Below are 13,994 nucleotides of genomic sequence, written 5' to 3'. Positions count from 1 at the left end.
AAAATTGGAGTTTGTGGCATGAATTTGGCTGATCGTGATGGTTTCATTTGGCAAGATGGACAACTAGTAGACTGGCGTGAGGCGAAAACTCACGTATTAACACATACTTTGCATTACAGCATGGGGGTGTTTGAAGGTGTCCGTGCTTATGAAACCCCGAATGGAACGGCTATTTTCCGTCTGAAAGAACACACCAAACGTTTGCTTAATTCTGCAAAAATTTATCAAATGAAAGTTCCATTTGATCACGCAGCTTTAGAACAAGCTCAAATTGATGTGGTTCGTGAAAATAAATTGGCATCTTGCTATTTACGTCCAATTATTTTTATTGGCTCTGAAAAATTGGGTATTGCCGCAACTGACAATACCATTCATGCTGTAGTTGCAGCGTGGAGCTGGGGTGCTTACCTTGGTGATGATGCGATGGCGAAAGGTATTCGTGTAAAAACTTCATCATTCACACACCATCATCCAAACGTGACCATGTGTAAGGCCAAAGCATCTGGTAACTACACATTGTCGATTCTTGCTCACCAAGAAGTGGCACATTCTGGTTATGACGAAGCAATGCTGCTTGATCCACAAGGCTATGTATGCCAAGGTTCAGGCGAGAACGTATTCCTAGTACGTGATGGCGTAATTCACACTCCAGACATCGCTGGTGGCGCATTAGACGGTATTACTCGTCAATCGATTATTACCATTGCTAAAGATCTTGGCTATGAAGTGGTAGAACGCCGTATTACTCGTGACGAATTCTATATCGCAGATGAAGCTTTCTTCACTGGTACTGCTGCTGAAGTAACACCAATCCGTGAATATGATGACCGTCAAATTGGTGAAGGGGTACGTGGTCCAATCACAACTCAAATCCAGAAAGCATACTTTGATGCAGTTCAGGGTAAAGACCCTAAATATGCACACTGGTTAACTTATGTAAAATAAGTTAAATCCATGAAAAAGGGACTCGTTTGAGTCCTTTTTTATTTTTAGTGAACTTTCCTCAGAATATTAAAACGATTAGGTTGTTAGGTAGAGAAGTCAATAAATTGCAGAAAAAATGACGACTTTCATATTTTGGAAAGCTATATATTCACTATAAAAATAAACGAATAAGCGTAACGAACAACTAAAATTAGTGTTGCTCTATATTTATCATTCAAATATGAACTTTATTTCGATCTAGTTTGCTGGAAAAATATTCAATTCTTGTGATGAAAAAATGAAGATTATATTTCTTTATGAGATTTGCGGTAAACTGTGCAGAAATGAAAAGCAATAGGCTCAGTCAGTACCAGTAATGGTATGATACTGATATTGCATAGGTGGATGATGGGTGCATGAACGCAAAGCAAAATGACCTTAAGACTCAGGGTGAACAATCACCTGAGCAAAATATTGTGATCTGTATGAAATGGGGCACAAAATATGGGTCTGAATATGTTAATCGCCTTTACAATATGGTGAAGCGGCACACAACTGTTGATTTTCAAATGGTGTGTTTAACTGACCGTACCGAAGGGATTGATCCAAATGTGCAATGCTTTCCTATTCCACCGTTAGCTTTGCCAGAAGGGGCGCCAGAACGTGGCTGGAATAAGCTCTCTACCTTTGAACCGGATCTCTACGGTTTGAAAGGCAATGCTTTATTTTTAGATCTGGATGTTATCATTGTTGATAATATCGATGAATTCTTTACACATCCAGGTGAGTTCCTGATTATCCATGACTGGAAACGACCATGGCGTATTACGGGTAATAGTTCAGTTTATCGCTTTAAGCTCGGAGCTTTTCCTGGTCTTTTGCCATATTTCCGTGAGAATTTTGACGAAATTCGTAATAAATTCCGTAATGAGCAAGCCTATTTATCTTGGTATGTAGATAAAGAAGGTAAGCAGACGTATTGGCCTGATAGTTGGTGTAAAAGTTATAAATATCACTGCCTGCAAAAAATTCCAATGGCATTCTTTAAGCCACCTGTAAAACCTGAAGGTGCAAAAATTATTATTTTCCACGGTGAAATTAACCCACCTGATGCGATTAATGGTGGTGGAGGTAAATGGTACCGGTATGTACTGCCTTCGAAATGGATTAAAGACGCTTGGCAGTAATACTGGAATTTAAAATATGAAATTAGGTATATATTTAATTAATTTAGATTCAAGTACTGAACGTTTAGCTCAAGCAACTACAGAGTTAAAAAAACATAATATTGAATTCGAAAGAATTCCAGCTGTAGATGGTCGTAAGTTACATGTACAAAGTTATGAAGGCTATGATAGTCAAAAAGCAAATGCACTTATGGGGCGTGATTTATTAGGCGCTGAAATTGGCTGTTATCTGAGTCACAAGCGTTGTGTAAGTGAATTTTTAGCATCTGATTATGATTATGTGATTGTTGTTGAAGATGATTTAGAAATTATTTCTGATCTAATGGTTACTGTAGAAAAAACTATTCAATGGCTAGAACAAAATCAAAAAGGTTGGTACCTCATGAATATTGGTAGTACCAAGCGTAAGTTGAGCAAGAAGATGCATCAAATTGAGCAGCATCAGCTTTTGAAAGCTTATTATTTCCCTGTACTAACTTTAGGGTTAGTGTGGTCGAGAGAAGGTGCACAAGCCTTCCAAAATAATTTGGTTCAAATTAATGCCCCGATTGATGTTGCATTACAAAGTTGGTTGACCGATTTAAGCAAAGGATACTCTATTTATCCTCCACTAGTTCAACCTAATGGTGCTGAAAGTGATATTGATGCTATTAAAGCCCATCCAACTGCTCCACGTCAGCGTGTGGGTAAGCGTTGGCCACGCCAAAAAAGAATGTGGGGTAATAAGCTAAAAGCATTAAAAAATAAAATCTGCTCGGCTTAAATATTGAGTAACTAATGAAAATTTTATTAATTAATTTGGATCAATCAAAAGATCGATTGCTTCAACAGCAAGCTCAGTTTAGTGATCTAGGTCTAGAGTTTGAGCGATTATCTGCGATATCAATCAATGATTTTTCAGAGGATGAGTATAAAGCGATGGCCTTTAGTGGTCAGCGTCCAATGAAACAATCAGAGTTAGCATGCTTTTTAAGTCATAAAAAAGCATGGAGTTATGTTGTTGAGCATAATGAACCATGTGTGGTTTTAGAAGATGATGCAATATTAGTTAAAGACTTTAAAAATATTTTAAATGATTTAATGAAAATTAATAAAATAGACTATGTCAATTTAGAGGTACATGGTCGAAAGAAAACCGTTGCGAAACAGCAGACGTATTCTTTAGTAAAAAATAATTATAATCTTTTTGAAATTTATATCGATCGGAGTGGGACGGGTGGTTATATTCTTTATCCATCTGGTGCAAAAATTCTTTTAGAATTCATGAATAAGCGTGCAATTGGATTATCTGATGAATTTATTCATAGTTGCTATGAATTAAAAGCATATCAAATTGAACCTGCTGCATTATTACAAAGTGACAAGTGCCTAGAATATAAAGTTCCATGTAAATATATTCATGAATCTGTGATCGCACAAGTTAAGAATAAATTGAATTTTGATTTAACAGCAAATGAAAAATCACAATTTAAAATGAGACGAATAAAGACCCAAATTAATTTAGGTCTTCGTCAATTGAAATATGTAGGTAAAGGGGTGAAAAGAGAAATTTTGGTTGATCCAAATCGATTTAATTAACCAAAAATTTTACCTTTCCATTTTGCAAACCAAGATTTTTTAGAAGCATTTGCAACACTTTCATCTTCACCAATGTGATGGCAGATTCCATTCTCAAGAAATAGGACGTAACGTTGTTGTGCACGAAGCCAACGTGAAACATGGCGCTCTTTCTTAAACTCACTAAAGCCTTTAGGCATGCTTTTCCATAACTCAATAGAGGCAAGATGAGGATTAAATGTAAAGCCGTGCCATTGATCATGCATGCTATCAAATCTGGCTAAATTGAGCGGTGAGGATTCAATAAATTTGATCTGTGATTTTTGCTCTTCAGAAAAAGGAAAATCTATCCATTTGCGAAAGCATAGTTGGGTTGCTTTAGGGTTAGATTTAATAATTTCAATATATTTTTCAAATTCAATAGGTTGGTCAAATAGCCAGTCGTCCTCACAATGGAATATGTAATCAGTTTGAACTTTAGAATACATTTCATCAACGGCTTTATGATGCCCAACCTGATTTGGAAGGTTAATAAGCAAGCCTTCGGGGCAAAGTTCTTTAAATACCAAGTTCGTTTCTTCATCACGGAAATCATTAATCGCAATAATTTGCTTAAATTTGGCTTTAGAAAGCAAACTATTTAAAGTTTGACGAAGTAGTTCAGGTCGTTTACCAATGGTGAGGCAAAGCGTGATGTTCTCAGCTATATTAATGTTTTGCATTTGGAGAATTTCCAGAAATTAAGTACTAGGTACAAACTTAAGAACCTATCTTGATAAATATATTACGCAACCGGATATCCATAAAGTTTGGATTTAAGTTTATTTATAAAGCTTTGATTTTGTGGGTAGGATACACTATTTTCGCCTATATGATGGCAGACGCCTTCTTTAAGAAATAGATTATATTTCCCTTGTGATCTAAAGAATATGGAAACATCACGCTCTTTTTTGAAATTACAAAACCCACCTGTCTTTTTCCATGTTTCAATGCGGGCAATATGAGGGTTAAAAGTATAGCCATGCCATTTTGCATGCGTATAGTCTAATCTTGCAGTTGATAGTGGTTTTGTTTCGTAGTATTTAATTTTTTTTTGTTGCTCTTCTGTAAGTATGAAGTTAGACACTTTTCTTAAGCAAACAATATTTGCATTTGGATCATTATTTAATAAATCAATATACTTATCTAATTGTAATGGCTGATCAAAGAACCAGTCATCCTCGCAATGGAAAACATAGGGTGTCTTAACTTGAGAATACATAAGATCGACAGCACGGTGATGCCCAACTTGCTCGGATTGTACGATCAAAATGCCATGAGGACATAACTCTCGAAAAACTTGACTAGTTTCTTCATCTCTAAAGTCATTAATGGCTATAATATGTTCAAATCTGAGTTGACTAAGAATGCTTTCTAGGGTTTTGCGTAATTCTTCAGGACGTTTACCAATGGTGAGGCAGAGTGTAATGTTTTCAGTGTTCAAGATTATATATCCGATGGAATATTAGAAAAAATCTAAGGATGATTTTTCTATATTTGAGAGCTGTGTAAATAATATTATTATTTGAACTGAATGAATGTGCAAGGTTCTTATTAACTTTTGTAATTCAAATTTTTATAAAAGCATAATTGATAAGATAAATTTAACAATGAGGAAATAATGATTAAGAAGCAACCTTTTTTTTATATAGTTTTACCAACATTTAATAGACCTGATTTAGTGATAAGATCAGTTTGTTCTGTCATTAAACAAGAATACCAAAATTATAAGTTAATAATTTTTAATGATGGATCTTCGCTAGATTATAAAAAGTTAGAAAATTTAATTCTTCATAATGAAAAAATAACATACATTAAAAGTAAAAATATAGGAGTAAATAAACTTAGAAATATAATATTGGATTCAATTTATAATAATAATGAAGTTACTGAATTTTCTTATTTTTTTACACTAAGTGATGATGATTATTTGTCGGAAGATGCTTTATCAATAATGTGTAAATATATTGTTGAGTATCAGTCATCTTGGTATTGTTTTAATTGTAGATCTAATTCAAATCATATATTTAAAAACACTGACTTTACTGATTTTAAAGTTATAGGATATAAAGAATTTAGTAGATATTATAAGGGAGATAAACATTTTGTTTTTAAATTAAATGATATAAAAAATATAAGATTTCCAAGCCTATATTTTAAAAATGGTTACGAACATATTTTTTATTATCAACTACCTTTTAAAATAAATATTATACCTAAAACTGTAAAAATTATAGAATACTACGATGATGGGCTTTCTCTATCTGATTTGTATGAAAAGAGCCATACTTTTAATGTTTTGCTAAAACAGATTAAATGTGCGCCAAAAACTTGGATTTTCTATAAAATGCTTATAAAGCATCTGCTTTTACCTAAGGATATTATAAAGAATCTAATATCTGAACAGAGGTATTATAAGATTAAGAAAAAACTAGGCTTAAAAATTAAGTAATTTAATTATATAAATTTTTACTTGTCTTAATTTTTCTAAACCTTTTATACCCCCACAAATACTGCTCTGGAGCAATGTTAATCATTCGCTCCATTTCCTTGTTTAAGGTATCTACAGAAAGCTGTAAGTCTTTAGATAGAATATCAATTGATAATTTAGTTACATGAATATCAAAGCCGTTTAGATCATCATGACGTAGACAACTCAAGCCAATTACAGAGCATTGGGTTTTTGCAGCCAATTTAGAGAGCAGGGTGGAAGATAGAGCATTCTGTCCATAAAAAGGTGAGTAAATACCACCACTTTCTTTGGGCACATGATCAGGAAGAATAGCAGCGAAGCCACCCTGTTTTAAATGCTTGAATAAAGCCCTTACTCCCGTTTCATCAGTCGGAACAAGGGTAGCATTTAAACGCTGCCGTGCTTCGAGCATAAACCGATCCACATCAGGATTTTTACTTGGCTTATACATGATGACCGGGCTAGTGTGTTGATTCACCCAGGCATTAAGTAACTCCCAAGTGCCAAAATGAGGAACGGCTGCCAAAGTTCCATTCGGATTTTTTAGTGCATCAGTAAAAATTTCTGGATGATGAATATTCCGGATTTGTTTTAATGCGAACTCAGGTTCAGAACCCCAAATTTTAACTGACTCGGCATAGGTCATGCATTGGCTTTGAACACTTCGTTTTGCCAGTCGTGTGCGTTCCGATGCTGACAGTTCAGGATAGGCAATCCCTAAATTAATTTCTGTAGTACGGCGAATCGATGAATTTGTAATATAGAGAAGTGATCCAACACTTTTCGCTAAATTTTGAATGAATCTTAACGGGAGTTTGGAGAAGTTCTTGAGTAATGCGTACATGGTGGACAGCTTGTCTGATTAAGATTCTTGATCAGGATTGCCTTTAAGCACCATATAAATTAAACCTACAAAAATGACAAGTGCACCTAAAATACTGCTCAGGCAGAAGTACACAATACGGTCATTGGTGTCCAGGTTAAACAGGTTGTTTGCAAGGATATAGCGCATGAACAGCCATTGTACGACTGAAAACACGATCAGCATGATGCCACGGTTACGAACAGCAGGACGCATCGCCATTGCCAAATTACCTAAAAATAGAAACTGAAGCTATTATGCCACTGTCGTGCAGGCTTCTCAATGCAATAAAAAAGCCCTGTTAGAACAGGGCTTTTTTACTCAAATCATCAAGAAATTATTCTTGAGATTCAGCTTTTGGTTTTTCACGTAAGCGAATACCCAAATCACGTAGTTGAGTAGGTTCAACTGGTGCAGGTGCTTGAGTCAATGGACATTCAGCAGTTTTGGTTTTCGGGAATGCAATCACATCACGGATTGAAGATGCACCAGTCATCAACATCACCAGACGATCCAGACCGAATGCCAAACCACCATGCGGAGGCGCACCGAATTTAAGCGCATTTAGCAAGAAGCTGAATTTCTCTTCTGCCTCTTCTTCAGAAATACCCAGCGCTTCAAAGATCGCTTTTTGCATTTCTAAAGTATAAATACGCAGTGAACCACCACCGATTTCAGTACCATTCAATACCATGTCATAAGCAACAGACAATGCTTCGCCTGGATTATTCTTCACATCTTCAACGCTTGATTTAGGAAGCGTGAACGGATGGTGAACAGAAGTCCATTTGCCATCATCAGTTTCTTCGAACATTGGGAAGTCAACTACCCAAAGCGGAGCCCATTCGCAAGTTGCAAGGTTCATATCATGACCAATTTTCACACGAAGTGCGCCCATTGCATCATTCACAACTTTGGCTTTGTCTGCACCGAAGAATACGATGTCGCCATTTTCAGCACCAACACGTTTCAACAGATCCAGCACGATTGGCTCGATGAATTTAACGATAGGTGATTGAAGACCTTCAATACCTTTCTCAAGTTCATTGACCTTGATGTAAGCCAGACCTTTCGCACCGTAAATACCAACGAATTTAGTATATTCATCGATTGCGCTACGTGGCAGTGAGCCCGCACCTGGAACGCGAAGCGCAACGATACGGCCTTTAGGATCTTTAGCAGGACCTGCGAATACTTTGAACTCGACGTCTTGCATCAAGTCTGCAACGTCAACAAGTTTCAAAGGAATACGTAAGTCTGGTTTGTCAGAAGCGTAGTCACGCATTGCTTCTGAATAAGGCATACGTTGAAATTTGTCGAATTTGATGCCAAGAAGTTCGTCGAACATCTTAATAGTCATGCCTTCCATCAAATCCATAATATCGTCATCGCTCATGAACGATGTTTCGATGTCGATTTGAGTGAATTCAGGCTGACGATCCGCACGTAAGTCTTCATCACGGAAACATTTAGCGATCTGGTAGTAACGGTCTACACCACCTACCATCAACAACTGTTTGAATAGCTGTGGTGATTGTGGAAGAGCATAGAAGCTACCATTAGATACACGGCTTGGAACTAAGTAGTCACGCGCACCTTCAGGGGTCGCACGAGTCAAGATCGGAGTTTCAACGTCTAAGAAACCGTGATCGTCTAAATAGTTACGAATCAGGTTGGTCACTTTAGAACGGAAACGTAAACGATCGATCATTTCAGGACGACGGATGTCCAGGAAACGATATTTCAAACGGATTTCTTCAGAAATGCTTGTGTTTTCGTCATTTAATGGGAATGGAGGAGTTTCAGACTGAGCAAGAACTTCAATTTCTTTACCCAATACTTCGATTTGACCACTCACCATGTTGGCATTTTCAGTACCCGCATAACGGCGACGTACACGGCCTGTAATTTTTAATACGTATTCAGAACGTGCTTTGTCTGCTGTTGCAAACGCTTCAGGTGTATCTGGGTCGATAACCACTTGAACAAGACCGTCACGGTCACGCATGTCAAGGAAGATGACACCACCGTGGTCACGGCGACGGTGTACCCAACCGCATAATGTTACGGTCTGGTCAATTTGAGCTTCGGTTAAAGAACCGCAGTAATGAGTTCGCATCATAGCGTTAAAAATCCAACTATATGGGTTAAGGAAGCGTATACGTAAACAGCGTACCGCCTTTAGCAAATGTAGGATTATGCCTCTTTGGGCATGTTGTCACAAGAACTTGAGGCAAAAACAGTATCATTTTAAAGTGAATAAGCAGGAAGTGGGAAATTTTCCTAGCCCATACGCCGATCACGATCCAAAAATAAAAATAGTAGACAGCCCAGACTAAAAGTGATTAAAAAGCCTTGGCTAAATTCATTGATAGAGCGGCCGGTAAAATAATACAGATCAGATCGCCAAGCATCATCCGGAATATAGCGCATATAGTCCCATGTCGAAAATAAACCTGTGAGCGTAGATAGACCGAATAGGCCCCAACAAAAGATGAGGATCTTGTGGCTGACGCTTAAATATTGCTGGTGAGTTTTATAGTAATGCAGACTCATCCATAGAATAAAAGGCAGAGCGAGAGCAGAAGTACCGATCTGTAAAATCCGGTGTAGGGGATAAGTTCGTCCTAAAATTTGATACTGCTGGCTGAGAATGTCATAAAAGGCAAAAGTTCGAAAATCCGCATGGGTTAGACCATCCCAAATAATATGGGTGGCTGTCCCAATCACCACTGCAATACACATAGCGCAAATAAATTTGAACGCTGAAAATAGATTATGAATATTTAAATCATGTTGTATGCCAATAAAACGATAAATCACTGGCCGGTAAATCAGGTACCAGACCGTACAAAAAATAAGACCAATCCATAAATCAGGATGAATCAGCGAAGACCATAAATGGGTGATATTAGAATTTTTATGGGTGAAAAGGCGATAAAGGTCTGGAACCATACTGCCAATTGCTAGCGCAGCAACAGGAAGCCGGTTACCGGTCAAATATGAAATAGGCGGTGCGAGTACAGCATGGGATAAAGTAAAGGGCATAAAAAATAGTGTTTTACTACAATGAAAAATATTCAAACGACATTCTAATAAAATATCTCATTGATTATCGTAAAGGATTGCAAAAGCAATGAAATGTTATATTATAACACTATTCGAAATTGCTGAATTTGAGCTTGGGTCATGTCCTTTTCTAAGAATCTAATAACACTCTCAATTTTTGCTGTAGTTACACCTACGGTATTTGCAGAACAATCATCTTCTTCTATTCCTGTGCAAACTATGGATACCATTCAGGTACAAGCTCATCCACTGGTACAGACTGCGGCAGATTTTGCAGTTGCTGATCTGATGGTGGACCAGAAAACTTTATCTGAACGTGCGACAACTATTGGTGATGCGCTGGCAGATGAACTTGGGGTGTATTCAAATCAGTATGGGACCGGAGCGAGCCGACCGGTAATTCGAGGACAAGATGGTCCACGTGTCAAAGTTTTGCAGCATGCTTCCGAAACGGCTGATGTATCCACTTTATCTCCTGACCATGCGGTAACTGTTGATCCGATTCTGGCCAAACAGGTCGAAGTGATTCGCGGCCCATCAACTTTGCTTTATAGCGCGGGAACAGTCGGTGGTCTGGTCAATGTCACTGACCAGAAAATCCCTACCCAAATGCCGGAAGATGGTCTGGAAGGGACTGTTGGACTACGTTACAACTCGGGCAGTGATGAAAAACTGGCAAGTGCAGGCGTGACTGCTGCAGTCGGTGAAAATTTTGCCCTGCGTGTCGAAGGTACCAAACATAAGGCCAATGACTATATTGCGCCTGATTATGTAGTAGAAGAACCTCATGGCGATCATTCACATTTTCACAAAGAACGTCGTGTAGGCAATACTTTTTCTGAAGGCCAGACCGTGAATATTGGTGGATCATGGATTCATGACCGTGGCTTTGTTGGTCTATCTTATAGCAACCGTCAAGACCAATATGGTTTGCCAGGGCATAGTCATGAATATCATGACTGTCATCCACATGGTAATGAATTGCACTGTGGCGGACATGGCCCAGCACCGCAACCAGATCCAAATGCAGTTGAAGAAGAACACGCACATGGTGGTCCATGGGTTGATCTGGAATCACATCGTTATGATATGCGCACTGAGTTAAATAACCCATTTGCCGGTTTTGACAAGTTGCGTGCCCATGCCAGCTTTACTGACTATGAGCACGATGAACTGGAAGAAAATGAAGTCATTAGTAACTTTAAAAGTAAAGGTTATGATGCTCGTTTAGAACTTGTGCATAAACCAGTCGCTGGTTGGGAAGGGGTCATTGGTACTCAATATAGCCAGCAAAAAATTAATCTTGCCGGTGGTACAGAGGAACATGAGGGCCATTCCCATAGTAGTGTTCTGATGGCAGATACCAAAACTGAAAAATATAGTTTATTTGGTCTTGAGCACAAACAGATCGGGGATGTGCATGTTGAACTGGGTGCACGAGTAGAACATCAAAAAATTGATGTGGATTCAACTCAAAAAAATTACTCAGATACCGGTGTTTCAGGTTCAGCAGCAGCCAATTGGGAATTTGCGCCAAACTATAAGCTTTCTGTGGTTGGCTCGCATCAGCAACGTTTGCCTTTGGCGCAAGAACTTTATGCAGATGGGGTTCACTTTGCCACCAATACTTATGAGCGTGGGAATCAGGATTTAGATTTTGAGAAATCAAATAATCTTGAATTAGGTCTGCATTATGAAGGCGATAAGCTAGACTATCATGTGCATGTCTATCACAACTGGTTTGATAACTACATTTATGGTTCAACGACTGATAGTGAAGGTAACTTCCGCTTGGTCGACTATACACAAGACAAAGCTCGATTCTATGGTACGGAAGCACAAGCTGGTTATCAGATCAATGACATGTATAAGCTCAGTGTCTTTGGTGACTATGTGCGCGGTAAAATCGAAGGCGAGAATGCCCCACGTGTACCGGCAGGTCGCTTAGGCACCAAAGTCGAAGCAGACTTTGCCGATGGCTGGTCAGGTCTGGCTGAGTATTATCATGTCTTTAATCAGGACAAGATCGCCAGTTATGAAGATGAAACCCAAGGCTACAATATGGTTAATCTTGGTCTAAGCTATGCCAATAGCATTGCTAATAAAAATGCCTATCGGGTTTATTTTAAAGCCAATAATCTGCTCGATGATCAGGTCTATTCGCATAGCTCATTCCTGTCGAATATTCCGCAAGTCGGACGTAATTTTACAGTCGGCGTACAATATGATTTCTAGGATTCAGATGAAATAACTGACCGAATCCAAGTACTGTCACTGAAATAGACTTGAAAAATCATCAGATTAAACCTAGCCTGAGTATATTGGGTTAGGTTTTTTCTTATGCGTATCTTTCAACGAATTCACAATAAACTGAACTGGTCAAACCGCCGTTATGCGGCCTTGATCATTGGTGTGCTGATGGCCAGTTATCTGGCTTCAGCAATTTATCATACTTATAAACCCTTACCTGAAGGGCTGAATTACACGGGTAAGCTGCGCCATGCACAGGTGAAATTTCTGGTCGATCAGACTTATCTGGATGCACAGGGCAAGCAACAACTGGATCATCAGATTTTTAATGAAATGCTGAAGATGGTTGAGGAAGCAAAATCCCTGATCGTGCTGGATATGTTCCTGTTTAATCAGCAAACCGGTGCCTCTAAACAGGAACATCAGGCACTCAGCAAACAGCTCACAGAGGCCTTACTTAACAAGCGATTAATGCAGCCTGAAGTGGAAATCAAATTTATTACCGATCCGATTAATTCTGTCTATGGTGGAATTACAGCGCAGCATTATCGAGAACTGCGTCAGGCAGGGGTGGATGTAATCGAAACCAATCTGACACCGTTACGTGCTTCTAATCCAAGCTGGTCAGGTTTCTGGTATCTGTGCTGTCAGGGAGTTGGCAATAATCCGGAAAAAGGCTGGTTGCCAAATCCGTTTGGTCCAGAAAAAGTGACCTTACGCAGTTATTTCGATTTGTTTAATTTCAAGGCCAATCATCGTAAAACACTGGTCGTCGATACAGATCAGGGCTGGAAAGCACTGGTCACTTCAATGAACCCCCATGATGGCAGTTCACGGCACTCCAATATTGGTCTACTGGTCTGGGGCAGAACAGCAATTGATATTCTTGCAACAGAACAGGCGGTCGGGATCATGTCTCAAGCCAATATGCCGGCTGTGATTGCAGGTGAGTTTGAAGCGGAAAAAAACCAGCCTCAAGTTCAGGTGCTGACTGAAAAAGCCATTTATGAGGGGGTTCTAAAGCTGCTTGAAACGGCGAAAGCAGATGAGCAGATTGATCTGGCCATGTTCTATCTGTCAGAACGTAAGATTGTGAAAGGGTTGATTGCAGCACATGAACGCGGAGTGAAACTTCGGATTTTACTTGATCCAAACAAAGATGCATTTGGGCGTGAAAAAAATGGCATTCCTAACCGGCAGGTGGCTTCAGAACTGCATAAAGCTGGTATTCCGGTACGTTGGTGTAATACCCAAGGCGAGCAATGTCATAATAAAATTCTGATGAAATATGGTGCCCAGCAATCTGAAATGATTTTAGGTTCCGCTAATTTCACGGCACGTAACCTAAAAAATTATAATCTGGAGACCAATCTGCGTGTGGTGGGACAACCTCAGGCGGAAGTCTTTAGCGATGCGCAGCAGTATTTCAATACGGCCTGGTCTAATTTGAATGGCCGTTCCATGAGCGTGGACTATGCTCAATATGCTGAAGAGTCATTCTGGAAATACTGGTTATACCGTTTTATGGAATGGAGTGGTTGGTCGACGTTTTGATTTTAAATCCCTCCTAACCTCCCTTTAAAAAAGGGAGGAAAGTCCCTTTTTATTAAAGAGGGATTTAGGGAGATTTCTA

The 13,994-nt window shown here is 38.8% G+C and carries 13 protein-coding genes; 7 read left to right on the top strand and 6 right to left on the bottom strand.

What is annotated here, in order from left to right; translation table 11 throughout:
* The first annotated feature begins 18 nt into the window (after nt 1-18).
* From FTV31_RS00215 to FTV31_RS00200, 4 genes are all read left to right on the top strand, one after another.
* Nucleotides 19-945 (top strand): branched-chain amino acid transaminase, encoded by a 927-nt coding sequence (locus FTV31_RS00215; RefSeq protein WP_005232095.1) that lies wholly within the window; start codon nt 19-21, stop codon nt 943-945.
* Nucleotides 946-1,340: 395 nt separating this feature from the next.
* Complete coding sequence (locus FTV31_RS00210) at nt 1,341-2,111, top strand: glycosyltransferase (protein ID WP_180012617.1); 771 nt, start codon at nt 1,341-1,343, stop codon at nt 2,109-2,111.
* Between the two features lie 16 nt (nt 2,112-2,127).
* Nucleotides 2,128-2,874, top strand: coding sequence for a glycosyltransferase family 25 protein (locus FTV31_RS00205; protein ID WP_180012616.1), 747 nt, complete (start codon nt 2,128-2,130; stop codon nt 2,872-2,874).
* Nucleotides 2,875-2,888: 14 nt separating this feature from the next.
* The gene (locus tag FTV31_RS00200) at nt 2,889-3,689 is read left to right on the top strand and encodes a glycosyltransferase family 25 protein (RefSeq protein ID WP_180012615.1); all 801 of its coding nucleotides are present in this window, start codon (nt 2,889-2,891) and stop codon (nt 3,687-3,689) included.
* Here FTV31_RS00200 and FTV31_RS00195 read toward each other — a convergent pair.
* Both FTV31_RS00195 and FTV31_RS00190 read right to left on the bottom strand, forming a co-directional pair.
* Nucleotides 3,686-4,390 carry a glycosyltransferase gene (locus FTV31_RS00195; RefSeq protein ID WP_180012614.1) on the bottom strand — a complete coding sequence of 235 codons (705 nt, stop codon included), beginning with the start codon at nt 4,388-4,390 and terminating at the stop codon, nt 3,686-3,688. The genes FTV31_RS00200 and FTV31_RS00195 overlap by 4 nt on opposite strands.
* 62 nt (nt 4,391-4,452) lie before the next feature.
* A complete protein-coding gene (locus tag FTV31_RS00190; RefSeq protein WP_180012613.1) occupies nt 4,453-5,151 on the bottom strand; it encodes a glycosyltransferase family A protein in 699 nt (232 codons plus the stop codon).
* A 177-nt stretch (nt 5,152-5,328) separates the two neighbouring features.
* Here FTV31_RS00190 and FTV31_RS00185 point away from each other — a divergent pair, with 177 nt between their 5' ends.
* Nucleotides 5,329-6,159, top strand: coding sequence for a glycosyltransferase family A protein (locus FTV31_RS00185; protein ID WP_180012612.1), 831 nt, complete (start codon nt 5,329-5,331; stop codon nt 6,157-6,159).
* A 1-nt stretch (nt 6,160) separates the two neighbouring features.
* On the opposite strand, the gene FTV31_RS00180 is transcribed toward FTV31_RS00185, so the two are convergent.
* From FTV31_RS00180 to FTV31_RS00165, 4 genes are all read right to left on the bottom strand, one after another.
* Nucleotides 6,161-7,024 carry a lysophospholipid acyltransferase family protein gene (locus FTV31_RS00180; RefSeq protein WP_180012611.1) on the bottom strand — a complete coding sequence of 288 codons (864 nt, stop codon included), beginning with the start codon at nt 7,022-7,024 and terminating at the stop codon, nt 6,161-6,163.
* Nucleotides 7,025-7,042: 18 nt separating this feature from the next.
* The gene (locus FTV31_RS00175) at nt 7,043-7,264 is read right to left on the bottom strand and encodes a hypothetical protein (protein ID WP_005232078.1); all 222 of its coding nucleotides are present in this window, start codon (nt 7,262-7,264) and stop codon (nt 7,043-7,045) included.
* 115 nt (nt 7,265-7,379) lie between these two features.
* Nucleotides 7,380-9,164, bottom strand: a complete 1,785-nt coding sequence (aspS, locus tag FTV31_RS00170) for an aspartate--tRNA ligase (protein WP_180012610.1) — start codon at nt 9,162-9,164, stop codon at nt 7,380-7,382.
* Nucleotides 9,165-9,325: 161 nt separating this feature from the next.
* Entirely contained in the window at nt 9,326-10,090 is a 765-nt protein-coding gene (locus FTV31_RS00165; RefSeq protein ID WP_180012609.1) for a DUF4184 family protein, read from the bottom strand.
* A gap of 141 nt (nt 10,091-10,231) precedes the next feature.
* On the opposite strand from FTV31_RS00165, the gene znuD reads away from it, so the two are divergent.
* Complete coding sequence (znuD, locus tag FTV31_RS00160) at nt 10,232-12,346, top strand: zinc piracy TonB-dependent receptor ZnuD (protein WP_180012608.1); 2,115 nt, start codon at nt 10,232-10,234, stop codon at nt 12,344-12,346.
* Between the two features lie 105 nt (nt 12,347-12,451).
* Nucleotides 12,452-13,915, top strand: coding sequence for a phospholipase D family protein (locus FTV31_RS00155; protein WP_180012607.1), 1,464 nt, complete (start codon nt 12,452-12,454; stop codon nt 13,913-13,915).
* The last annotated feature ends 79 nt before the right edge of the window (nt 13,916-13,994 follow it).

It is taken from the genome of Acinetobacter sp. YH16031, assembly GCF_013417335.1.
Taxonomy (GTDB): Bacteria; Pseudomonadota; Gammaproteobacteria; order Pseudomonadales; family Moraxellaceae; genus Acinetobacter.
The sequence above is the reverse complement of the archived record's forward strand: the minus strand, read 5'-3'. Positions and strand labels throughout refer to the sequence as shown.